Here is a 22941-nt window from a genome sequence, read left to right as displayed (position 1 = left end):
TTTCCTTGTTGGCTTATGAGCGTTCGAGTTCGATGTCCAGGCCCAAGGAACGAATTTCCTTGACCAGCACATTGAACGATTCCGGCATGCCGGCTTCGATCGAGTGTTCGCCCTTGACGATGCTTTCGTAGACCTTGGTACGGCCCACCACGTCGTCGGACTTCACCGTGAGCATTTCCTGCAGCACGTAGGCGGCGCCGTAGGCTTCCAGGGCCCACACTTCCATTTCACCGAAGCGCTGGCCACCGAACTGGGCCTTGCCGCCCAGCGGTTGCTGCGTGACCAGCGAGTACGGGCCGGTCGAGCGGGCGTGCATCTTGTCGTCCACCAGGTGGTGCAGCTTCAAGAAGTGCATGTAGCCGACGGTGACCGGACGCTCGAACTGGTCGCCGGTGCGGCCGTCGTACAGGTAGGCCTGGGTGCGGGTATCGGTCAGGCCCTTGAGCTTGGCGATCTCGTCCGGGTAGGCGAGCTTCAGCATGCCGCGGATCTCGTCTTCCGAGGCACCGTCGAACACCGGCGTGGCGAAGGTCGCGCCGCTCGACAGGTTGGCCGCCATCTCGAGCACGTCGGAGTCGCTCAGCTTGCCGAGGTCTTCCTTGCGGCCCGAGCCGTTGTACATCTCTTCCAGGAACTTGCGCAGCTCGGCCACCTTGGCCTCTTGCTGCAGCAGGTCGCCGATGCGCTGGCCGATGCCCTTGCCGGCCCAGCCCAGATGCACTTCGAGCACCTGCCCGACGTTCATCCGCGAGGGCACGCCCAGCGGGTTCAGGCAGATGTCGCACGGCGTGCCGTCGGCCATGTGGGGCATGTCTTCGACCGGAACGATCTTCGACACCACACCCTTGTTGCCGTGGCGGCCGGCCATCTTGTCGCCGGGCTGCAGGCGGCGCTTGACGGCCAGGTAGACCTTGACCATCTTCAGCACGCCCGCGGGCAGCTCGTCGCCCTGCGTGAGCTTCTTGCGCTTTTCTTCGAACGCGAGGTCGAAGCTGTGGCGGGTCTGCTCGAGCGAGTTCTTGATCGATTCGAGCTGGGTCGCCACTTCGTCTTCCGCCGGGCGGATGTCGAACCAGTGGAACTTCTCGATCGACGTCAGGTACGCCTTGTCGAGCTTGGTGCCCTTGGCCAGCTTGTTCGGGCCGCCATTGGCGACGCGGCCGGTCAGCAGCTTCTCGATCCGGTCGAAGGCGTCGGCCTCGACGATGCGCAGCTGGTCGTTCAGGTCGAGGCGGAAGCGCTTGAGCTCGTCGTCGATGATCTGCTGGGCGCGCTTGTCGCGCGTGATGCCTTCGCGGGTGAACACCTGGACGTCGATCACGGTGCCCTGCGAGCCCTGGTCGACGCGCAGCGAGGTGTCCTTCACGTCGGAAGCCTTCTCGCCGAAGATCGCGCGCAGCAGCTTCTCTTCAGGCGTCAGCGTGGTCTCGCCCTTCGGCGTGACCTTGCCCACCAGCGTGTCGCCCGGCTGCACTTCGGCGCCGACGTAGATGATCCCGGATTCGTCCAGGCGGTTGAGCTGCTGCTCGGCCAGGTTCGGGATGTCGCGCGTGATTTCCTCGGCACCCAGCTTGGTGTCGCGGGCCATCACGACCAGTTCCTCGATGTGGATCGAGGTGTAGCGGTCTTCGGCGACCACGCGTTCGGAGATCAGGATCGAGTCTTCGAAGTTGTAGCCGTTCCAGGGCATGAAGCCGATCAGCATGTTCTGGCCGAGCGCGAGCTCGCCCAGGTCGGTCGACGCACCGTCGGCCACGACGTCGCCCTTGGCGATCTTGTCGCCGCGCTTGACGATCGGACGCTGATGGATGTTCGTGTTCTGGTTCGAACGCTGATACTTGATCAGGTTGTAGATGTCGACGCCGACTTCACCGGCCGTGGCTTCGGCGTCGTTGACGCGAACCACGATGCGGGTCGCATCGACGTAGTCGACGATACCGCCGCGGGTGGCCGTGACCACGGTGCCCGAGTCGACCGCGGAGACGCGCTCGATGCCGGTACCGACGAACGGCTTTTCGGGGCGCAGCACAGGCACGGCCTGACGCTGCATGTTGGCGCCCATCAACGCACGGTTCGCATCGTCGTGCTCCAGGAACGGAACGAGCGAAGCAGCCACCGACACGATCTGCGCCGGCGACACGTCCATGTACTGAACGCGCTCGGCGCTCACCAGGATCGATTCGCCGGTTTCACGCGCCGACACCAGGTCGCCGGTCAGGCGGCCGTCCTTGTCCAGGGCCGCATTGGCCTGGGCGATGACGTACTTGCCTTCTTCGATGGCCGACAGGTAGTCGATGTCCATCGTGACCTTGCTGTCGACCACGCGGCGGTACGGCGTCTCGATGAAGCCGTATTCGTTCAGGCGGGCGTACAGGGCCAGCGAGTTGATCAGGCCGATGTTCGGGCCTTCGGGCGTTTCGATCGGGCACACGCGGCCGTAGTGGGTGACGTGCACGTCGCGCACTTCGAAGCCGGCGCGTTCGCGGGTCAGACCGCCCGGGCCCAGGGCCGAGACGCGACGCTTGTGCGTGATCTCGGACAACGGGTTGGTCTGGTCCATGAACTGCGACAGCTGCGAGGCGCCGAAGAATTCCTTCAGGGCGGCCGAGATCGGCTTGCTGTTGATCAGGTCGTGCGGCATCAGCGGCTCTTGCTCCGCTTGACCCAGACGTTCCTTCACGGCCTTCTCGATACGGGCCAGGCCGGTGCGGTACTGGTTCTCGGCCAGTTCGCCGACGCAACGCACGCGGCGGTTGCCCAGGTGGTCGATGTCGTCGACTTCGCCGCGGCCGTTGCGCAGGTCGACAAGGATCTTGACCACGGCCAGGATGTCCTCGTTGGTCAGCACCATCGGGCCGGTCGATTCGTCGCGGCCGACCTTGGCGTTGAACTTCATGCGGCCGACGCGCGACAGGTCGTACGTGTCCGGGTTGTAGAACAGGCGCTGGAACAGGGCCTGCACTGCGTCTTCGGTCGGCGGCTCGCCGGGGCGCATCATGCGGTAGATCGCGACGCGGGCGGCGAATTCGTCCACCGTCTCGTCGATGCGGAGCGTCTGCGAGATGTAGGCGCCCTGGTCGAGTTCGTTGGTGTAGATCGCTTGCACGTCCTGCACGCCGGCCGTGCGCAGCTTCTTCAGCAGCGCTTCGGTCAGCTCGTCGTTGGCCTTGGCCAGGATCTCGCCGGTGTCGGGGTCGACGATGTTGCGGGCCACGACGCGGCCGACCAGGAAGTCTTCCGGCACGCTGATGTGCGTGGTTTCAGACTGCTCGAGTTCGCGCGTGTGGCGGGCCGTGACGCGCTTGTCCTTGGCGACCACGACCTTGCCGGCCTTGTCCGTGATGTCGAAACGGGCCACTTCGCCGCGCAGGCGTTCGGCGACGAACTCCATCTGCGCGCCGCTGTCCATCAGGCGGAAGTTGTCGTTGACGAAGAAGTTCGCGAGGATCGATTCCGGGTTCAGGCCGATCGCCTTCAGCAGGATCGTGACCGGCATCTTGCGGCGGCGGTCGACGCGGAAGTACAGCATGTCCTTCGGGTCGAACTCGAAGTCGAGCCACGAGCCGCGGTAGGGAATCACGCGCGCCGAGAACAGCAGCTTGCCCGAGCTGTGGGTCTTGCCCTTGTCGTGCTCGAAGAACACGCCGGGCGAACGGTGGAGCTGCGACACGATGACGCGCTCGGTGCCGTTGATGATGAACGAGCCCTTGTCGGTCATGAGCGGCACTTCGCCCATGTAGACCTCTTGCTCCTTGACTTCCTTGACCACCTTCGACTGCGAGGTCGACGACTCACGGTCATAGATGATCAGCTGGACCTTGGCACGCACGGCCGAGGCGAAGGTGAGGCCACGGGTCTGGCACTCGCGGACGTCGAAAGCGGGCTTCGCGAGGTTGTACTCGAGAAACTTCATCTCGACGAAACCGTTGTGCGAGACGATCGGGAACGCTGCGTCGAAGGCAGCCTGGAGGCCTTCCACGGTCCGTTTCTGGGGCGCGATGCCGGCTTGCAGGAACGCGGTGTACGCGTCTTTCTGCATTTGCAGCAGGTAGGGGATTTCGACGACGCTGTCGCGGTTGCCGAAATTCTTTCGGATGCGCTTGCGTTCGGTGTAACTGTACGTGGACGTTTGGGCCATGAGAGCTCCGGAGCTTGAGATCTTCAGCGACGTGGTGAGGTGCGCGAGCACCACTCTCCTTGGCGGCTGGCCACTACCAGCCCTGGCGGACGGCGATGCGTTGCACATCGCCCGAACCAAGGGGGTCTTCTGCAGTCGGGGTCAGAAGACACTCAAAAATCGTCTTGTTTTCGCGTCAACAAGCCGACTTTTGGGTGCGCTCTGAAAGCGGCAAAGGCTGGAGGGCCTTGCAGCACCTCCAGCCCTCTGGGGAGACTGAATTACTTCAGTTCCACCTTGGCGCCAGCTTCTTCCAGCTTCTTCTTGGCGGCTTCGGCGTCAGCCTTCGACAGGCCTTCCTTGACGGCCTTGGGAGCGGCTTCCACCAGGTCCTTGGCTTCCTTGAGGCCCAGGCCGGTGATTTCGCGCACGGCCTTGATCGCCGACACCTTGTTCGCGCCAGCTTCCATCAGCATGACGTTGAATTCGGTCTGCTCTTCAGCCACGGCGGCCACGGCGCCGCCGCCGGCTGCGGGAGCCGACATTGCAGCGGCGCTCACGCCGAACTTCTCTTCGATGGCCTTGACCAGGTCGTTGAGTTCCAGGACCGTCATTGCGTCGAGCGCGGTCAGAAATGCGTCTTTATCGAATGCCATTTTTGTTTCCTAACAATTGGGTTGAATTTGTCAAACGCAAGGCTCAGGCAGCCTGCGCTTCTGCGGCGGGAGCTTCCGCCTGTGCTTCGCCACCACCACGCTTCTCGGCCAGCGCCGCGAGCACGCGGGCGGTACGAGAGATCGGGGATTGCATCAAGCCCAGCAATTGCGCCAGCAGCACTTCCTTGGAAGGGATGTTGGCCAGTTGCTTCACGCCTTCGACGTCCAGGGCCTTGCCACCGAATGCACCGCCGCGAATCACCAACTTGTCGTTGGTCTTCGCGAAGTCAGCCACCACTTTCGCGGCGGCCACGGCGTCTTCGGAGAAGCCATAGATCAGCGGACCGGTCATCTGGTCGCCGATGATCTCAAACGCGCTACCAGCGACAGCACGGCGTGCCAGCGTGTTCTTCAACACGCTGAGGGTCACACCTTTGCTGCGTGCATCGGTACGCAGTTTGGTCATATCGGCCACCGTGATGCCACGGTATTCCGCCATCACGAGCGTTTGAGCTTTTGCGGCGAGGCTGGTCACATCACTGATGACCGCTTCTTTCTCACTGCGATTCAGACTCAAGGTCTACTCCTTTTCAATGCGATCCTCGGCGGGAGCCTCGGATCGCGCTTCATGCAGCGACCAACTGTTCGGAACAAAAACACAAATTCCTTGCAGTGGGGTCGCCATCTGCGCTGGCTGCCCGGCAAAGGCCGGGTGATTAAGTGCAGGCGGCCTGCACACCAGCGGTCTTGGATGGCCCGGGGCAACCTGAAGAGCTGCCCCGACCCACCACATCCGCCTCACCTTTCGACGGGCGAGGCAAATCTCATATCAACGCTCAGCTCGCGGCGATGGTTTGCGTGTCCACGCGGACACCCAGACCCATCGTCGACGACACGGCCACCTTGCGCAGGTAGACACCCTTGCTGGTCGCCGGCTTGGCCTTGACCAGGGCGTCGATCAGCGCGGCGAGGTTGCCTTGCAGCTTTTCGTTGTCGAACGAACGGCGGCCGATCGTGCCGTGCACGATGCCGGCCTTGTCGACGCGGAACTGGACCTGGCCAGCCTTGGCGTTCTTGACGGCGGTCGCGACGTCGGGCGTCACGGTGCCGACCTTCGGGTTGGGCATCAGGCCGCGCGGGCCGAGGATCTGGCCCAGCGTACCGACCACGCGCATCGCGTCCGGTGCGGCGATCACGACGTCGAAGGGCATGTCGCCAGCCTTCACCATCGCAGCCAGGTCGTCCATGCCGACGATGTCGGCGCCGGCGGCCTTGGCTTCTTCAGCCTTGGCGCCCTGGGCGAACACGGCCACGCGCTTGGTCTTGCCGGTGCCGTTGGGCAGCACGACGGCGCCGCGAACGACCTGATCCGACTTCTTGGCGTCGATGCCGAGCTGCACCGCGACGTCGATGGACTCATCGAACTTGGCGGTGGCGGCGTCCTTCACGAGCACGATCGCATCGGCCAGCGGGTACAGCTTGTTGCTGTCGACCTTGCCCACGAGGGTCTTTTGCTTCTTGGTGATCTTGGCCACTTACACGCCCTCCACATTCACGCCCATCGAGCGGGCCGAGCCGGCGATGGTACGAACCGCGGCGTCCAGATCGGCGGCCGTCAGGTCCTTCATCTTGGCCTTGGCGATTTCCTCGAGCTGTGCGCGAGTGATCTTGCCGACCTTGTCCGTGTGCGGACGTGCGGAACCCTTCTCGAGCTTGATGGCCTTCTTGATCAAGGTGATCGCCGGCGGCGTCTTGATGATGAAGGTGAAGCTCTTGTCGGCGAACGCGGTGATGACCACCGGCAGCGGCAGGCCCGGCTCGACGCCTTGGGTCTGCGCGTTGAACGCCTTGCAGAATTCCATGATGTTCAAACCGCGCTGGCCCAGTGCGGGACCGATCGGCGGTGAGGGATTGGCTTTACCAGCTGGGACTTGCAGCTTGATGAAGCCGACGATTTTTTTCGCCATGCTTTTCTCCTTGCGGGTGATGACGCCTGGGCTTGTTGGCCTGGGCTCCCCGGGGGTTAAACGACTCTGGAATCAAGACCCTGCGCCGAGTCGAAAAAGCGCAAGACCAAAAACGGGCGCTAGGTTTTTTCGACCTGAGCGAATTCGAGTTCGACAGGCGTCGCGCGGCCGAAGATCATGACCGACACGCGCACCTTGCTCTTCTCGTAGTTGACTTCCTCGACCGTGCCGTTGAAGTCCGTGAACGGGCCTTCCTTGACGCGGACGAACTCGCCGACGATGAACTCGACCTTGTGGCGGGGCTTCTCGGTGCCCTGCTGCATCTGGCCGACGATGTCCTCGACTTCCTTTTGCGAGATCGGGGCCGGGCGGTTCTTGGCGCCGCCGACGAAACCGGTCACCTTGTTGGTGTGCTTCACCAGGTGCCAGCTCTCGTCGTCCATGATCATCTCGACCAGCACGTAGCCCGGGAAGAAGCGGCGCTCGGTGGTGCGCTTCTGGCCGTTCTTGATCTCGACCACTTCTTCGGTCGGCACCAGGATGCGGCCGAACTTGCTTTGCATGCCGGCGCGGTTGATGCGCTCGAGGATGTTGCGTTCGACGGCCTTTTCCATGCCGGAATAGGCGTGCACCACGTACCAGCGCAGGTCCGGGTTGGCGGCGGGCGCCAGCAGCGGATTGATTTCCGGCGTGGCTTCTGCTTCGACGGCTTCGTCAGTCATTATTTTCTCCAGCCCAGAATGAGGTCGAAAAACACCCATTCGAGCGTCTTGTCGGTGAGCCAAAGGAAGATGGACATGATCGCCACGAAGGCGAACACGTAAGCCGTCATCTGGATCGTTTCCTTGCGGGTCGGCCAGACGACCTTCTTGACCTCGCGCCACGAATCGCGGCCGAAGGCCCACAGTTGGCGGCCGCTCTCGGAGCTTCCGAAAGCGCCCACGGCAGCAGCCAGGCCCACCAGCAAAGCGACCCACTGCACCACGGCACCCTGGCGCGCGAGCAGATAGAACGCCACGATGGCGCCCACCGCCAGCACGACGGCCGCGGCCAGCTTGGCCTTGTCCGCATTGGTGCTCACGGTTTCGATTTGAGAAGTGGCCATCTTGGGCTATGTTCCTGCGGCCTTGCGGCCTTCAAATTCAATGCGTCATTTCAGACGCCGAAGCCCGTCAGGACGTGACGGGCTTGTTTGCGGAGCCACCTAGGTGGCAGGGGCAGTAGGAATCGAACCTACAACCTTCGGTTTTGGAGACCGACGCTCTGCCAATTGAGCTATACCCCTGTGGAATCCTTGATCAGATGTCGAGGATCTTCGCCACGACGCCCGAGCCCACGGTGCGGCCGCCTTCACGGATGGCGAAGCGCAGGCCTTCTTCCATCGCGATCGGGTTGATCAGCTTGACCGTGATCGACACGTTGTCGCCCGGCATGACCATTTCCTTGTCCTTCGGCAGCTCGATCGCGCCCGTGACGTCGGTCGTGCGGAAGTAGAACTGCGGACGGTAGTTGTTGAAGAACGGCGTGTGACGGCCGCCTTCGTCCTTCGACAGAACGTACACCTCGGCGGTGAAGTGCGTGTGCGGCTTGATCGAGCCCGGCTTGCACAGGACTTGGCCACGCTCGACTTCTTCGCGCTTCGTGCCGCGCAGCAGCACGCCCACGTTGTCGCCCGCTTGACCTTGGTCCAGCAGCTTGCGGAACATTTCCACGCCGGTGCAGGTGGTCTTGACCGTCGGGCGAATGCCCACGATTTCGATTTCTTCACCGACCTTGATCACGCCGCGTTCGACCGCGCCCGTCACCACCGTGCCGCGGCCCGAGATCGAGAACACGTCTTCGACCGGCATCAGGAAGGTACCGTCCACGGCGCGCTCGGGCGTCGGGATGTAGGTGTCCAGCGCTTCGGCCAGCTTCATGATGGCGCCTTCGCCCAGCTCGCCCTTGTCGCCTTCCAGCGCCAGCTTGGCCGAGCCGTGGATGATCGGGGTGTCGTCGCCGGGGAACTCGTACTTGTCGAGGAGTTCGCGGACTTCCATCTCGACCAGCTCCAGCAGTTCCTTGTCGTCGACCATGTCGCACTTGTTCAGGAACACGATGATGTAGCCCACGCCCACCTGGCGTGCCAGCAGGATGTGCTCGCGGGTCTGGGGCATCGGGCCGTCGGCGGCCGAGCACACCAGGATCGCGCCGTCCATCTGGGCGGCGCCGGTGATCATGTTCTTCACGTAGTCGGCGTGGCCCGGGCAGTCGACGTGCGCGTAGTGGCGGTTGGCCGTTTCGTATTCGACGTGCGCGGTGTTGATCGTGATGCCGCGCGCCTTTTCTTCAGGAGCCGCGTCGATCTGGTCGTAGGCCTTCGCTTCGCCGCCGAACTTGGCCGACAGCACGGTGGCGATCGCCGCCGTCAGCGTCGTCTTGCCATGGTCCACGTGACCGATCGTGCCCACGTTGACGTGCGGCTTCGTGCGGGTGAATTTTCCTTTTGCCATTTTCTCGACTCCGAAAAATAACTAGATCAACACACTGACATGGGGTTGCAACCGGCCGGCTGCAACCCCAAAACTGGTGCCCATTGCGGGAATCGGACCCGCGACCTCTCCCTTACCAAGGGAGTGCTCTACCACTGAGCCAAATGGGCGATATCAAAAAACCTGCGCTTCGCGCTGACCTGGACCTCTGGAGCGGGAGACGGGAATCGAACCCGCGTCATTAGCTTGGAAGGCTAGGGTTCTACCATTGAACTACTCCCGCATCGTGACACCCACCGGGTGCCGCAACGGTCACAGTCAAGCGCTCTGCAAAATCCATTTTTCGCTGGTGGAGAGGGCTGGATTCGAACCAGCGTACTCGTAAGAGGGCAGATTTACAGTCTGCTGCCATTAACCACTCGGCCACCTCTCCGGCGAACCTCGGAATATAGCACGAGTAGCAGGGCTGGTCGATCGCAGGCCTTCTACCGGGGCTCATTTCCCGAGAGCCTTAGATTTTCGCACGAAATCAGGCCCCTTCTTGCCCCGACCCCAAGGTTTCTGCTTCGCGCCAGGCGCGCGCCTGCCCGAAATGGCCGCAGCCGATGAAAGGCAGCGGGGGCCGCAGGGCCGACAGAGGCGAAGGATGGTTGGCCACCAATATTTTGTGACGACTTGTATCGATCAGGGCCCGCTTGGTCTGGGCATGCGCGCCCCACAGCATGAAGACCACAGGCCGGTCGCGCTCGGCCACGTGGCGGATCACCGCATCGGTCAGCGCCTCCCAGCCGCGTCCCGAATGGCTGGCGGCCTGGCCCTCCTCCACCGTGAGGCAGGTGTTGAGCAGCAGGACGCCGTGCGTGGCCCATTTCGCCAGGCTGCCGCCCGGGTTCGGGAAGGCCGGCGGCGGCGTGCCGAGGTCGCGCTGCAATTCCTTGAAGATGTTGCGCAGCGACGGCGGCAGCGGCACGCCGGGCGCCACCGAGAACGCCAGCCCCTCGGCCTGGCCGCGGCCGTGGTACGGGTCCTGGCCGAGGATGACGACCCGGACTTCCTCGGGCGGTGTCAGTTCGAGCGCCCGCAGCGGCTGCGGCGGGAAGATCACGGCGCCGGCGTCGAGCCGCTCGCGCAGGTAGGCCAGCAGCTTGACGCCGACCGGGCCGGCGAAGAACCCGTCGACCAGCGGCTGCCAGCCCGGCGCGACCGGCCAATCGGCCGGATCGGCCGTGGCGAGTTGGCCGTGCAACCTCATCTGAAAAGCTCGGCCAGCGCCTCGCCCGGCTCGTCCGCCCGCATGAAGGTCTCACCGACCAGGAAGGCGTGGACGCCAGCGGCGCGCAGCCGGGCCACCTCGTCGCGGGTCGCGATGCCCGACTCGGTCACCAGCAGGCGATCGGCCGGCACCTGGGCCCGCAGGTCGAGCGTGGTCTGCACCGACACCTCGAAGGTGCGCAGGTTGCGGTTGTTGATGCCGATCAGCGGCGTGCGCAGCTTGAGGGCGCGCTCGAGCTCGGCGCCATCGTGCGCTTCCACCAGCACCGCCATGCCGAGCCCGGCCGCGATGGCTTCGTAGTCGCGCATCTGGGCATCGTCGAGGCAGGCGACGATCAGCAGGATGGCGTCGGCACCCATCGCGCGCGACTCGTAGACCTGGTAGGGGTCGACGATGAAGTCCTTGCGCAGCACCGGCAGCTCGCAGGACGCCCGGGCCTGCTTCAGATAGTCGACGCCGCCCTGGAAGAACTGGCGGTCGGTGAGCACCGACAGGCAGGCTGCGCTCACCTCGCCGTCGCCTTCGGCGTAGCTCTGGGCGATGTCGGCCGGGATGAAGTCGGCGCGCAGCACGCCCTTGCTCGGGCTGGCCTTCTTGACCTCGGCGATGACGGCGGCCGCGCCGGCGGCGATCTTGGCGCGCAGCGCGCCGACGAAGTCGCGCGTCAGCACACGGCTCTCGGCATCGAAGCGCACGGCTTCCAGCGGGCTTTTCTTCTTGGCGGCGGCGATCTCCTCGCGCTTGACGGCGACGATCTTGTCCAGGGTGTTCGACATGTTCCGTGTCCTCCTCAGGCGGCCGCGGTGGCGGCAGCGAATTCGGCCAGCTTGGCCTTGGCCGCGCCGCTGTCGAGCGCGGCCCGGGCGCGCTCGACGCCGGCGGCGATCGAATCGCTGACATTGGCCGCGTACAGCGCGGCGGCGGCGTTCAGCACGACGATGTCGCGCGCCGGGCCCGGCTGGTTGTCGAGCACGTCGAGCAGCATCGCCTTCGACTGCTCGGGGGTCTCGACGCGCAGGCTGCGGTTGCTCGACATCGAGAAGCCGAAGTCCTCGGGGTGCAACTCGTATTCGCGGACCTCGCCGTCCTTCAGTTCGCCGACCATGGTGGCGGCGCCAAGCGAGACCTCGTCCATGCCGTCGCGGCCGTAGACCACCAGCGCATGCTCGGCGCCGAGGCGCTGCAGCGCCCGCACCTGGATGCCGACCAGGTCGGGGTGGAACACGCCCATCAGGATGTTGGGCGCGCCGGCCGGATTGGTCAGCGGGCCGAGGATGTTGAAGATGGTCTTGATGCCGAGCTCCTTGCGCACCGGGGCCACGTTCTTCATCGCCGGATGGTGGTTCGGCGCGAACATGAAGCCGATGCCGACATCGGCGATGCACTTGGCGATCTGCTCGGGCTTCAGGTTGATGTTGATGCCCAGCGACTCGAGCACGTCGGCGCTGCCGGACTTGCTGCTGACGCTGCGCCCGCCATGCTTGCTGACCTTGGCGCCGGCCGCGGCGGCGACGAACATCGTGCAGGTCGAGATGTTGAAGGTGTGGGAGCCGTCGCCGCCGGTGCCGACGATGTCGACCAGGTTCGTGGTGTCCGCCACCGGCACCTTGGTCGCGACTTCGCGCATCACCTGCGCGGCAGCGGTGATCTCGCCGATGGTCTCCTTCTTGACCCGCAGACCGGTGATCAGCGCCGCCATCATCACGGGCGAGCATTCGCCGCTCATGATGAGGCGCACGATGTGCAGCATCTCGTCGTGGAACACCTCGCGGTGCTCGACGGTGCGCTGCAGGGCTTCCTGGGGAGTGATGGGCATGGTGCTTGTCTCTCTAGTGGGTGGCTGGCGGCGCCAGCGGTGAATCGGAAAGCGCGAGGCGAAGACCGAAGCCGACGAACAGCGCGCCGGCGCCGCGCTGCAGCCAGTGCATGCCGCGCTGCACCAGGCCGACGCGGCGCGCGGTCCAGCCGGCCGCGAGCGCCCACGCCACGTTGACGAAGATCGCATTGAAATTGAACAGCACGCCCAGCAGGAAGAAGGCGAGCGCCTTGTCGTCGGTGCCCGGCGCGATGAACTGCGGCACGAAGGCCAGGAAGAACAGCGCCACCTTGGGGTTCAGGGCGTTGGTCCAGAAGCCGCCGAGGAACACGCTCCTCGCGCTCGCCGGGGCGGCCGCTTCCAACGCCGGTGCGGCCTCGGAAGCGCGCGAGAACAGCATCCGCACGCCGACCCACAGCAGGTAGGCCGCGCCAACCCACTTGAGGACGGCGAAGGCAGTGTTGGAGGCGGCCATCAGGGCGCTCAGGCCCAGCGCCGCGGCAACGATGTGGACGAAGCAGCCCGCCGTGATGCCGAAGCCCGCGAGGATGCCGGCTCGCGCGCCCGAGCGCAGCGAATGGCTCACGATGTAGAGCACGTCGGGCCCCGGCGTGAGGTTCAGCAGCAGTCCGGCGGCGACGAACAGCAGCAGGGAATGGGCGTCAGGCACGGAAGAAGCTCCGGATCGCGCCGATCGCGCGGTCGATGCCGGCAGCGTCGACGTCCAGGTGGGTGGCGAAGCGCAGCCGGTAGAGGCCGGTGGCGAGCACGCCGTGTTCCTTCAGGTGGGCCAGCAGCTCGCCGGAGCGCGAGCGCGCCGCCCCCGTCAGGTCGACGAACAGCAGGTTGGTCTGCGGCGCCTCGACCTGCAGGCCGTCGATGCCTTGCAGGCCTTGCGCCAGCCGCTGTGCCAGCGCATGGTCGTCGGCCAGGCGATCGACGTGGCGTTCGAGCGCATGGGAAGCCGCCGCGGCCAGCAGCCCGGCCTGGCGCATGCCGCCGCCGGCCATCTTGCGGATGCGGTGGGCGCGCGCGATGAACTCGCGCGAACCGCACAGCGCCGAGCCGACCGGCGCGCCCAGGCCCTTGCTGAAGCAGACCGACACGCTGTCGAAGCAGCCGGCGATGCGGCGCGCCTCGGCGCGCACCTCGGTGCCGAGCGCGGCCGCCTGGGCGGTGGCCGCGTTGAAGAGCCGGGCGCCATCGAGGTGGCGCGCCAGTCCCTTGCGCTGCGCGAGTTGCGTGGCCTGCTCCACATACGAGAAAGGCAGCAGCTTGCCGCCGAGCGTGTTCTCGAGCGCCAGCAGCCGGGTGCGGGCGAAGTGGGCGTCGTCGGGCTTGATCGCGGCCTCGATCGCCTCCAGCGCCAGCGTGCCGTCGGGCTGGTGGTCGAGCGGCTGCGGCTGCACGCTGCCGAACACCGCCGCGCCGCCGCCTTCCCAGCGGTAGCAGTGCGCCTGCTGGCCGACGATGTATTCGTCGCCGCGCTGACAGTGCGAGAGGATCGCGCAGAGGTTGCTCTGCGTGCCGGTGGGCACGAACAGCGCCGCCTCGAAGCCGAGCATCTCGGCGATCTGGCGCTGCAGCGCATTGACGCTGGGGTCGTCGGCGAAGACGTCGTCGCCGAGCGGCGCCGCGAGCATGGCTGCGCGCATGGCCTCGGTCGGCTGGGTCACGGTGTCGCTGCGCAGGTCGACGACCTTGGACGAGGGATGGCTCATTGGCGTCACTCCAGGAAGTTCTTGAGCATCGCGTGGCCATGCTCGGTGAGGATCGATTCGGGGTGGAACTGCACGCCTTCGACGCGCACCGCATGGGCGAAGCCGGTGTGGCGCACGCCCATGATCTCGCCGTCGTCGGTCCAGGCGGTGAGCGCGAGCGTCTCGGGGCAGCTTTGGCGCTCGATCGCCAGCGAGTGATAGCGGTTGACGCTGAACTTCTCGGGCAGGCCGGCGAAGACGCCCTCGCGGGTGGTCGTGATCTCGCTGACCTTGCCGTGCATCAGCTGCTGGGCGCGGATGATCTTGCCGCCGAAGGCGGCGCCGATCGCCTGGTGCCCGAGGCAGACGCCCAGAATCGGCAACTTGCCCGCGAAGGCCTGGATCGCCGCCACCGAGACGCCGGCCTCGGCCGGCGAGCACGGCCCCGGAGAGACCACCAGCCGGTCGACACCGCCGGCGATGCGCTCCTGCAGGCCCTCGAGCGTGATCTCGTCGTTGCGATGCACCTCGACATCGGCGCCGAGCTCGCCGAAATACTGCACCAGGTTGTAGGTGAAGCTGTCGTAGTTGTCGATCATCAGGAGCTTCATGGCTTGACTCCGATCCGGTGCACGCCCTTGACCACCGGGAACACGTTGAAGTTGATCAGCAGGCCCAGCCGCAGCCCCGACAGCCGCACGGCCGCCTGGGCCTGCGCGCGGTGCAGGTCGGTCAGCGCGTCGACCGCCTTGAGCTCGACCACCACCGACTGCTCGACCACGAAGGCGGCGCGGCAGACTTCGCCCAGCGAACGGCCCTTGTAGCTGGCCGCCACCGGCACGTCGCGCTGGAAACCGATCTCGCGCTCGGCGAGCTCGATCTCGAGCGCGGCGGCGTAGACCGCTTCGGGCAGGCCGGTGCCCAGCACCCGCTGTACCTCGACCGCGGCGCCGATGATCTCGTGGGAGAAGTCGTTGTTGTTGTTCTCGTCGCTCATCATTCCAACCCTTCTTCGACCAGTTCGGCAGCCCGCAACAAGGCCCGCGCCTTGGCCTCGGTCTCTTTCCATTCGAGTTCGGGCACCGAGTCGGCCACCACGCCGGCCGCGGCCTGCACGTGCAGCATCTGGTCCTTGACGATGCCGGTGCGGATCGCGATCGCGACGTCCATGTCGCCGGCATAGCTGATGTAGCCGCAGGCGCCGCCGTAGAGGCCGCGCTTGGTCGGTTCGAGCTGGTCGATCAGCTCCATCGCGTGCACCTTGGGCGCGCCCGTGAGGGTGCCGGCGGGGAAGGTGGCCTTGAGCACGTCGATCGCGGTCATGCCGTCCTTGAGCGTGCCTTCGACATTGCTGACGATGTGCATCACGTGGCTGTAGCGCTCGACCGCGAAGGCCTCGGTCACCTTCACCGTGCCGGTCTTGGCGATGCGGCCGATGTCGTTGCGCGCCAGGTCGATCAGCATCACGTGCTCGGCGCGCTCCTTGGGGTCGTTGATGAGCTCGACCTCGGCCGCCTTGTCGAGTTCGGGCGAGGCGCCGCGCGGCCGGGTGCCGGCGAGCGGGCGGATCGTGATCTTCTGCTCGCCTTCGCCGGTGTGCTCCTGCCGCACCAGGATCTCGGGCGAGGCGCCGACCACGTGGAAATCTCCCAGGTGGTAGTAGTACATGTAGGGCGACGGGTTGAGCGAACGCAGCGCCCGGTACAGCGACAGCGGCGACTCGGTGTAGCGCTTGCTGATGCGCTGGCCGACCTGCACCTGCATGAAGTCGCCGGCCGCGATCAGCTCCTTGGCGCGCTCGACCGCCGCCAGGTAGTCGGCCTTGGCAAAGCTGCGCTGCGCCGGGTGCGCCTGGCTGGCCTTCACCTGCGGCGCGCTGACCGAGTATTTGAGCTGGTCGCGCAGTTCGCGCAGCCGGCGCTTGGCGTTGGCATAGGCCTCGGGCTGGGCCGGGTCGGCATAGACGATCAGGTAGAGCTTGCCCGAGAGGTTGTCGATGACCGCCAGCTCCTCGCACTGCAGCAGCAGGATGTCGGGGCAGCCCAGGGTGTCGGGGGGGCAGCTCTTCTCGAGCTTCTTCTCGATGTGGCGCACGGTGTCGTAGCCGAAGTAGCCGGCCAGGCCGCCGCAGAAGCGCGGCAGGCCCGGACGCAGCGCCACCTTGAAACGCTGTTGGTAGGCCGCAACGAAATCGAGCGGGTTGCCATGGGCTTTTTCCACGACTTTGCCGTCCGTTACAACCTCGGTCAGGGCGTCGGCGCCGAAGCCGCTGGCCCGCAGCAGCGTGCGCGCCGGCAGGCCGATGAAGCTGTAGCGGCCGAAGCGCTCGCCGCCCACCACCGATTCGAGCAGGAAGCTGTGCTTGCCACTGTCCTTGGTGTAGGCCAGCTTGAGATAGAGGGAAAGAGGCGTTTCGAGGTCGGCAAAAGCCTCGACCATCAGCGGGATGCGGTTGTAGCCCTGCGCGCTGAGGCTCTTGAATTCGAGTTCGGTGATCACGGGTGGGGTCTCCGTCGGCCAGCTGACGCTTCGATGGTCGCTGGCGGGGTCATTCTGGTTGGCCGGTTCAGGTGAACTGAAGGCCGCGGGCGCACGGCGTGCGCCGTGCAATCAGACAGGCAACGACGATGGCGTGCGCCAAGGCCAGGCTCCCCGGCTGCCTTGACCTGTCTGAATGACGTGATGAATGAACATGTGAATCGGGAGTTTAGCCCAGGGACAAGCCACATACAAAAAGATACATTGGGGTTCTTTAAATAATTCGTGCGGCCTACGGAGACCCTGATGCCCTTCTTCCACCTGCGGCGCCTGCTCGCGCTGTCCACCCTTGCGCTCGCGTCCTTCGCGGCATCGGCCGCCCAGGTCGACGTGGCGGGGGTCAAGCTCGACGACACCCTCGACCTGCGCGGCAGCAAGCTGCTGCTGAACGGCGCCGGCGTGCGCTACAAGGCCGTCTTCAAGGTCTACACCGCCGGGCTCTACCTCGGCAAGAAGGCCGACACCGTCGAAGAAGTGCTGGCCGCACCGGGGCCGAAGCGCGTGACCATCACCATGCTGCGCGACATCGATGCCAACGAGCTCGGCAAGCTGTTCACGCGCGGCGTCGAGGACAACTCGCCCAAGAGCGAGATGTCGCAGCTGATCCCCGGCCTGCTGCGCATGGGGCAGATGTTCGCGGACCAGAAGATGCTGAAGGCCGGTGACGGCTTCACGGTCGACTGGATCCCGGGCAGCGGCAGCCTGGTCACGGTGCGCGGCGTGCCGCAGGGCGAGCCGATCAAGGAGCAGGCCTTCTTCAATGCGCTGCTGCGCATCTGGATCGGGCCGTCCCCGGCCGACTACAAGCTGAAGGACGCGCTGCTGGGCAAATCATCCTGAGCGCTCAATTCGAGCAGCGAGTCGACGAACCCGTCGGCGTCCACGCCGCGCACCGGCTCGCCATGGTTGTACCCGTAGCTGACCAGCACCACCGGGCAGCCGGCCGCGCGCGCGGCCCGGGCGTCGTTGCTCGAGTCGCCCACCATCAGGGTGCGCGCCGGCAGCGTGCCCAGCGCCTCGCAGGTCTTCAGCAAAGGCAGCGGGTCGGGCTTCTTGCGCTCGAAGGCATCGCCGCCAAAGACCTGCACGAAGTAGCCGTCGAGGCCCTTGGCGGCCAGCAGCGGCAGCGCAAAGGCGGTCGGCTTGTTGGTCAGGCAGGCCAGGCGCAGGCCCCGCGCCCGCAGCGCCGACAGCCCGGCGGCCACGCCTTCGTAGACCCGGGCATGCGCCCCGTTGATCGCGAGGTAGTGGTGCTGATAGCGGTCCCAGGCGCGTTCGTAGAGCGCCGCGGCGGCGCCGACATGGCGCAGCACGGACGCGATCAGGTGCTCGGAGCCCTTGCCGACCATGGCCTCGACGGCCGGCGCCTCGACCGCCGCCAGCGACAGGTCGCGCAGCATGAGGTTCAGGGCGACGACGAAATCGCCGAGGGTGTCGACCAGGGTGCCGTCGAGGTCGACGATCGCGGCGTCGAAGCGGGAAAGGTCGATGGGTTGAGGTTTCACGCGCCGGATCATAGGGGTCCGGCGACAGCAGCAGCGATGCGGGAAAGCCGCACGCGCCCCGATTCAAGCCTCGGTGACAGTCTGGGCCGCGACCACCGCCTCGGTGCGATTGCGCACATTGAGCGCGCGGAAGATCGCCGCCAGGTGGATCTTGACCGTGCCCTCGCTGATGCCGAGGGCGCGGCCGATGAGCTTGTTGGGCTTGCCCTGCGACAGCAGCTGCAGCACCTCGACCTGGCGTTCGGTGAGCACGTTGCGCAGGTGCTCGAGCGTCTGGGCCGTCGCGGCACCCGATCCGCGCTGGACACCGTCGGCGGCGCCGACGCCGGGGATGCCGGCGACCACGCCGGGCGGCAGCGACGACAGCATCATCGGCGGCACGTAGACGCCGCCGGCCAGCACCAGCCGCACCGCCGACAGCATGACCTCCGGCGAATAGGCCTTGGGAATGAAGCCGAGCACGCCGCGCTCGAGCACGCTGCGCATCACGGCCGGGTCTTCGTAGCCCGACAGCACGATGACCGGCACGGCCGGCAGGCGGCGGCGGACCTCGTCGATGTGGGCCTGGCCCTCGGCACCGGGCATGTTCAGGTCGATCACGGCCAGGTCGAGGTCGTCGCTGGCGCTGGCGAGCAACTCGTCGACGCTCATGGCCAGGACGAAGTCGATGCCGGGCTCTAGTTCCGACAGCTTGGCCTTGACCGCCTCGATGACGAGCCGGTGGTCGTCGGCGATCAGGATTTTCATGGCTTTCCCCAGCGACTTGGATGGATACGGGCCCGCCGACGATAACGGTGAACGAGGCGCGCATCAAGGCGGATTTCGTTCCCCGAACGACATAGCTCCCAAGCGATATGGCGCCGGCGCGCGGCGATGACGGAATATTTCGCATCCAAGAACGAGCGGAGACAAGGTCATGTGCCAACGATGCAGGCGCAACCGCAGGGCTCCGATCGGCAGCCACGCCCCGGCGTGAACAAGCCTGGCCGCGAGGGCTGAATGGCTCGCCTGCTCGACACTTTTTCCAGCTTCGTGTCGTTCGGGCTGGGCCTCGATGCGTCGATCGCGGCGGACCGTGCCGAGCCCGGCTGCGAGAGCGCCCGGCAGCAGGCGCTGAACCTGCTGGAAGAGGCCCGGACGGCGGCCCTGGCGCTCGGCCGCCCGGCCGCGGCGGTCGAGTCGGCCCGCTTCGCGATGGTCGCCTGGATCGACGAGATCCTGGCGCGGCACCCCGGCTGCAAGAACGCGGGCGGCTCGCCGCTGCAGCTGCGGCTGTTCAATTCCAGCAATGCCGCCAGCGAGTTCTTCCATCACCTGTCGACGCTCACGGTCGACGACGACGAGGTGCGCGAGGTCTACTGGCGCGTGCTGGCACTCGGCTTCAAGGGCCAGTACTACTTCGAGAACGACGACAGCGGCGAGCTGGGCAAGCTCAAGGCGCTGCACGCCGAGCAGCTCGCGCTGCAGCCGGCGCCGATCGACGGCCTGGCCCAGGCCCCCATCACGCCGCAACCCGATGGCCTCCCGGACCCGCCCGGCCCGCGCGATCCGCTGTGGCGCCGGCGCGCGCTGCTGCGAACCTGCGCGGCGCTGGCGCTGCTGGTCCCGCTGGCCTACGCGCTCTGGTTCATGTTCGCGGGGCTGAGCGAAGCGCCGCTGACGCTGGGCCAGCGCATCGACCTGCAACTCCAGTCCTATGCCTGCGCGGACCTGTCGGCCACGGTGGCGCCCGATGGCCAGGCGCGGGTGCAGGGCTTCGTCTCGAACGCCGAGGAGATGGCGCAGGTGCAGCAGGACGTGCGCGCCCTGCCGGGGGTCAGCGCCGCAGAGTTCGACCTCCAGCTGCGGATCTGGCCGCACTGCGAGGTGCTGGCCCTGCTCAAGCCCTACCAGGCGCGCAACCGCGAGCTGGCCCTCGGGCTGGCGATCGCCACGCCGACGGCACCGACGGGCCGCCTGCGGGAAGGCGACCGGGTCCTGATCGAGGTCACGAACGCGCGGCGCGACGGCTACCTGTGGGTCGACTACTACACGGCCGACGGCGCCGTGCTGCACCTGAACGCGGGGCCGGTGCAGCTGCGCCTGACCGCCGGAGAGACCATCGAGCTCGGACGCGACATCCCGTCGAGCTGGCTCGCGGCGCCGCCCTTCGGCACGGTGCTGGTGACCGCGCTGTCCTCTCCGATGCCCTTCGCCCAGGCGTCGGAGCGGCCGCCCTTCGAGCTGGCCTCGGCCTACCTGCAGCGGCTGCGCGAATCGCTGGCGGTGGGCGAATTCGGCGCCCGCGCCGTGGCCGAGATGGTGTTCCTCGAAACGGTGCCGCGCTGAGGTTCTGAACCAGCTCAGTCGTCGTCGCGCACGCGATGCTGCGCGGTCAAGGTCTGCTGGGTGCCCGGCGGCACCGCCTCGTAGTGCGACAGCACGATGGTGTAGCGGCCCTGGCCGCTGGTCATGGCGTTGAGCCGCGACTGGTAGCTGGCCAGCTCCGACATCGGCACCTGGCCCCGGACCACAACCGTCCCGGCGCCGCCGTTCGCGGTGCCCGTGACCAGCCCGCGGCGCGAGGACAGGTCGCCGGTGACGTCGCCGATGGCGTGGTCGGGCGCGGCGATCTCGATCTGCACGATCGGCTCCAGCACGATCGGCCGCGCCGCCCGGATGGCGGCCATGAAGGCCTTGCGTCCGGCGGTCGCGAAGGCGATGTCCTTGCTGTCGACGCTGTGGTGCTTGCCGTCATGCACCACCACCCGGACGTCGACCACCGGGTAGCCGGCGATCGCGCCCGTCGCCAGCACCTCGCGCACGCCCTTCTCGACCGCCGGGATGAACTGGCCCGGGATCGCGCCGCCCTTGACCTCGTCGGCGAACTCGAAGCCGGCGCCGCGCGCCAGCGGCTCGATGCGCAGGAAGACCTCGCCGAACTGGCCGGCGCCGCCGGTCTGCTTCTTGTGGCGGTGGTGGCCTTCGGCCGGCGCGGTCACGGTTTCGCGGTAGGCGATGCGCGGCGGCCGGGTCTCGACCTCGAAGCGGTAGACCTCGCGCAGCCGCTCGAGCATCACCCGCAGGTGCAGCTCGCCGAGGCCGTAGATGATGGTCTCGTTGGTGGCCACCACGTGCTCGACCCGCAGGCAGGGGTCCTCGGCGACCAGCTTGCCGAGGATTTCCCAGGCCCGCTGTTCGTCGCCGTGGCGCTTGGGCTCGACCGCCAGGCCGTGCACCGGCACCGGGAAGGCCAGCGGCGCCAGGTGCACGTGGTCGTCCTCGGCGGCGTCGTGCAGCACGGCGTCGAAGTGGATCTCGTCGACCTTGGCCACCGCCACGATGTCGCCCGGCAGCGCCCGCCCCACCTCGACGTAGTCCTTGCCCTGCAGCATGAACAGGTGGCCGACCTTGAAGGGCTTGCGGCCGTCGCCCACATAGAGCTGGCTGTCGCGCGTGACCGTGCCCTGGTGGACGCGGAAGATCCCGAGCTTGCCCACGTAGGGGTCGACCGTGACCTTGAAGACATGCGCCAGCACGTGCAGCGACGGGTCGGGCCGGGCCTGCATCGGCTCGGCCGCAGCGCCCTCTCCGAGCAGGAAGTCCGGCGGATTGGCTTCGGTCGGATCGGGCAGCAGCTTGACGACGACGTCGAGCAGCTCCGTCAGGCCGGCACCGTTGCGCGCCGAGACGAAGCAGACCGGGATCAGGTGGCCTTCGCGCAGCGCCTGCTCGAGCGGCGCGTGCAGCTCGGCGGCATCGACGTCGCCCTCGGACAGGTAGCGGTCGACGAAGGCCGCATCGACCTCGACCACCTGCTCGACCAGCGCCCGGTGCGCGTCCTCGACGCTGCCGATGTCGGACTGCCCCTCGCGGTTGAAGAAGCAGTCGACGACCTGCGTGCCACCCGCGGCCGGCAGGTTGAGCGGCAGGCATTCGCGCCCGAAGGTCGACTGGATCTGCGCCAGCAGGCCGTGCAGGTCGACGCCCTGGGTGTCGATCTTGTTGACGATCACCATCCGCGCCAGGTGCCGCTCGGCGGCATAGGCCATCATGCGCAGGGTCATCGGCTCGATCCCGGTGGCCGCATTGACGACCACCGCCGCGGTCTCGACGGCTTCCAGGGCCGGCAGGCTCTGGCCGAGGAAGTCGGCGCCGCCGGGCGTGTCGATGAAGTGGACCCGGGTGCCGGCATGCGTCAGGTGCATGACCGAGGCATTGAGCGAATGCTGCATGCGGCGCTCGAGGGGATCGTGGTCGCTCACGGTGCTGCCGCGCTCGACGCTGCCGCGGGCGCCGATGGCACCCGCCTTGTGCAGCAGGGCCTCGGCGAGCGAGGTCTTGCCGGCGGCGGAGGCGCCGACGAGCGCCAGGGTTCGCACCGCTTCCATTTCGGCCGTCTGGCCGTTCGTTCGGCTTGGCATGGGCTGTCTCCTCGGCGCCTGGGCGGCGGCCCAGCGTACGGGATCGGCCGCTCCGATGCAAGCCGGACGCGCCAGCCGCCGCTTGCCGGACAATGTCGGCCATGGGACCGCCGATCGCCTCCACCCCCGACAGCACGGGCTACCAACGCCGCGAATTCATGGTCGTCAAGATCCCGGTCGTCGAGGACGTGGACGACCGCTGGCACCAGCGCGAGGAACGCATCGACCAGGCACTGCGCGCCGACGGGCTGGGCTCGGTGCTCGGCTGGGGCGACTCGCTCGGGGAGCCGACGCGGCGCGGCCGGCGCCGCGTCGCGTTCACCCGGGTCGACATCGACATCTCGGACATCGCCGCCGGACGGGCCCTGCTGCAGGCGGCGCTGCCGGCGATCGGCGTGCCGCCGGGCACCGAGATCCACTACTCGATCGCCCGGGTCCGCTTCGCCGACATCTACGCGCCGCCCGAATGGCTGCTGGAGCGCCCGCAGGACTAGT

General features: G+C 66.8%; 22 protein-coding genes and 4 tRNA genes. 3 read left to right on the top strand and 23 right to left on the bottom strand.

All coding sequences use genetic code 11. The annotated features are described in order from the left end of the window. Positions 1 to 13 precede the first annotated feature (13 nt). From rpoB to trpE, 20 genes are all read right to left on the bottom strand, one after another. Positions 14 to 4138 (bottom strand): DNA-directed RNA polymerase subunit beta, encoded by a 4125-nt coding sequence (gene rpoB, locus QTI17_RS13580; RefSeq protein WP_286533733.1) that lies wholly within the window; start codon positions 4136 to 4138, stop codon positions 14 to 16. Positions 4139 to 4398: 260 nt separating this feature from the next. Further along, positions 4399 to 4773 (bottom strand): 50S ribosomal protein L7/L12, encoded by a 375-nt coding sequence (gene rplL / locus QTI17_RS13575; protein ID WP_286520076.1) that lies wholly within the window; start codon positions 4771 to 4773, stop codon positions 4399 to 4401. A gap of 43 nt (positions 4774 to 4816) precedes the next feature. Further along, a complete protein-coding gene (gene rplJ, locus QTI17_RS13570) occupies positions 4817 to 5350 on the bottom strand; it encodes a 50S ribosomal protein L10 (protein ID WP_286520075.1) in 534 nt (177 codons plus the stop codon). A 259-nt stretch (positions 5351 to 5609) separates the two neighbouring features. Continuing rightward, on the bottom strand, positions 5610 to 6308 hold the full coding sequence (gene rplA, locus QTI17_RS13565) for a 50S ribosomal protein L1 (protein WP_286520074.1): 699 nt from the start codon (positions 6306 to 6308) through the stop codon (positions 5610 to 5612). Next, a complete protein-coding gene (gene rplK, locus QTI17_RS13560; RefSeq protein WP_007831051.1) occupies positions 6309 to 6740 on the bottom strand; it encodes a 50S ribosomal protein L11 in 432 nt (143 codons plus the stop codon). A gap of 119 nt (positions 6741 to 6859) precedes the next feature. Beyond that, positions 6860 to 7462 carry a transcription termination/antitermination protein NusG gene (gene nusG / locus QTI17_RS13555; RefSeq protein ID WP_286520073.1) on the bottom strand — a complete coding sequence of 201 codons (603 nt, stop codon included), beginning with the start codon at positions 7460 to 7462 and terminating at the stop codon, positions 6860 to 6862. Continuing rightward, positions 7462 to 7845 (bottom strand): preprotein translocase subunit SecE, encoded by a 384-nt coding sequence (secE, locus tag QTI17_RS13550; RefSeq protein ID WP_286510936.1) that lies wholly within the window; start codon positions 7843 to 7845, stop codon positions 7462 to 7464. The genes nusG and secE overlap by 1 nt, the downstream gene beginning before the upstream one ends. Before the next feature lie 104 nt (positions 7846 to 7949). Further along, positions 7950 to 8025 (bottom strand) — tRNA-Trp (locus tag QTI17_RS13545). A gap of 13 nt (positions 8026 to 8038) precedes the next feature. After that, a complete protein-coding gene (tuf, locus tag QTI17_RS13540) occupies positions 8039 to 9232 on the bottom strand; it encodes an elongation factor Tu (protein ID WP_093060175.1) in 1194 nt (397 codons plus the stop codon). 74 nt (positions 9233 to 9306) lie between these two features. After that, a tRNA-Thr gene (locus QTI17_RS13535) sits at positions 9307 to 9381 on the bottom strand. Positions 9382 to 9420: 39 nt separating this feature from the next. Beyond that, positions 9421 to 9494 (bottom strand) — tRNA-Gly (locus QTI17_RS13530). 64 nt (positions 9495 to 9558) lie between these two features. Then, a tRNA-Tyr gene (locus QTI17_RS13525) sits at positions 9559 to 9644 on the bottom strand. Between the two features lie 96 nt (positions 9645 to 9740). Beyond that, positions 9741 to 10463 (bottom strand): uracil-DNA glycosylase, encoded by a 723-nt coding sequence (locus QTI17_RS13520; protein WP_286533731.1) that lies wholly within the window; start codon positions 10461 to 10463, stop codon positions 9741 to 9743. Continuing rightward, entirely contained in the window at positions 10460 to 11260 is an 801-nt protein-coding gene (gene trpC, locus QTI17_RS13515) for an indole-3-glycerol phosphate synthase TrpC (RefSeq protein ID WP_286533729.1), read from the bottom strand. The genes QTI17_RS13520 and trpC overlap by 4 nt, the downstream gene beginning before the upstream one ends. A gap of 14 nt (positions 11261 to 11274) precedes the next feature. Then, complete coding sequence (trpD, locus tag QTI17_RS13510; protein ID WP_286533727.1) at positions 11275 to 12300, bottom strand: anthranilate phosphoribosyltransferase; 1026 nt, start codon at positions 12298 to 12300, stop codon at positions 11275 to 11277. A gap of 13 nt (positions 12301 to 12313) precedes the next feature. Further along, on the bottom strand, positions 12314 to 12970 hold the full coding sequence (locus QTI17_RS13505) for a LysE family translocator (protein ID WP_286533726.1): 657 nt from the start codon (positions 12968 to 12970) through the stop codon (positions 12314 to 12316). Next, positions 12963 to 14021, bottom strand: coding sequence for a low-specificity L-threonine aldolase (ltaE, locus tag QTI17_RS13500; protein WP_286533724.1), 1059 nt, complete (start codon positions 14019 to 14021; stop codon positions 12963 to 12965). The genes QTI17_RS13505 and ltaE overlap by 8 nt, the downstream gene beginning before the upstream one ends. A 5-nt stretch (positions 14022 to 14026) precedes the next feature. Next, positions 14027 to 14611, bottom strand: a complete 585-nt coding sequence (locus QTI17_RS13495) for an anthranilate synthase component II (RefSeq protein ID WP_286533722.1) — start codon at positions 14609 to 14611, stop codon at positions 14027 to 14029. Continuing rightward, complete coding sequence (locus QTI17_RS13490; protein ID WP_286533720.1) at positions 14608 to 14997, bottom strand: GxxExxY protein; 390 nt, start codon at positions 14995 to 14997, stop codon at positions 14608 to 14610. Before QTI17_RS13490 ends, QTI17_RS13495 begins: the two co-directional genes overlap by 4 nt. Beyond that, positions 14997 to 16499 carry an anthranilate synthase component I gene (trpE, locus tag QTI17_RS13485; RefSeq protein ID WP_286533719.1) on the bottom strand — a complete coding sequence of 501 codons (1503 nt, stop codon included), beginning with the start codon at positions 16497 to 16499 and terminating at the stop codon, positions 14997 to 14999. Before trpE ends, QTI17_RS13490 begins: the two co-directional genes overlap by 1 nt. Before the next feature lie 285 nt (positions 16500 to 16784). On the opposite strand from trpE, the gene QTI17_RS13480 reads away from it, so the two are divergent. Then, entirely contained in the window at positions 16785 to 17378 is a 594-nt protein-coding gene (locus QTI17_RS13480; RefSeq protein WP_286533717.1) for a chalcone isomerase family protein, read from the top strand. Here the strand turns inward: QTI17_RS13480 and gph are convergent. Both gph and QTI17_RS13470 read right to left on the bottom strand, forming a co-directional pair. Beyond that, a complete protein-coding gene (gene gph / locus QTI17_RS13475) occupies positions 17339 to 18043 on the bottom strand; it encodes a phosphoglycolate phosphatase (RefSeq protein ID WP_503011047.1) in 705 nt (234 codons plus the stop codon). The genes QTI17_RS13480 and gph overlap by 40 nt on opposite strands. 63 nt (positions 18044 to 18106) lie before the next feature. Continuing rightward, the gene (locus QTI17_RS13470; RefSeq protein WP_286533714.1) at positions 18107 to 18790 is read right to left on the bottom strand and encodes a LuxR C-terminal-related transcriptional regulator; all 684 of its coding nucleotides are present in this window, start codon (positions 18788 to 18790) and stop codon (positions 18107 to 18109) included. A gap of 252 nt (positions 18791 to 19042) precedes the next feature. Here QTI17_RS13470 and QTI17_RS13465 point away from each other — a divergent pair, with 252 nt between their 5' ends. Continuing rightward, the gene (locus QTI17_RS13465) at positions 19043 to 20371 is read left to right on the top strand and encodes a DotU family type IV/VI secretion system protein (protein WP_286533712.1); all 1329 of its coding nucleotides are present in this window, start codon (positions 19043 to 19045) and stop codon (positions 20369 to 20371) included. A gap of 14 nt (positions 20372 to 20385) precedes the next feature. On the opposite strand, the gene fusA is transcribed toward QTI17_RS13465, so the two are convergent. After that, positions 20386 to 22446 carry an elongation factor G gene (gene fusA, locus QTI17_RS13460; RefSeq protein WP_286533711.1) on the bottom strand — a complete coding sequence of 687 codons (2061 nt, stop codon included), beginning with the start codon at positions 22444 to 22446 and terminating at the stop codon, positions 20386 to 20388. Between the two features lie 101 nt (positions 22447 to 22547). Between fusA and QTI17_RS13455 the strand changes: the two genes are divergently transcribed. Continuing rightward, a complete protein-coding gene (locus tag QTI17_RS13455) occupies positions 22548 to 22940 on the top strand; it encodes a hypothetical protein (RefSeq protein WP_286533709.1) in 393 nt (130 codons plus the stop codon). The last annotated feature ends 1 nt before the right edge of the window (position 22941 follow it).

This window comes from Variovorax sp. J31P179 (assembly GCF_030316985.1).
Lineage (GTDB): Bacteria > Pseudomonadota > Gammaproteobacteria > Burkholderiales > Burkholderiaceae_C > Variovorax > Variovorax ginsengisoli_B.
This window is presented reverse-complemented; position numbering and strand designations above follow the sequence as displayed.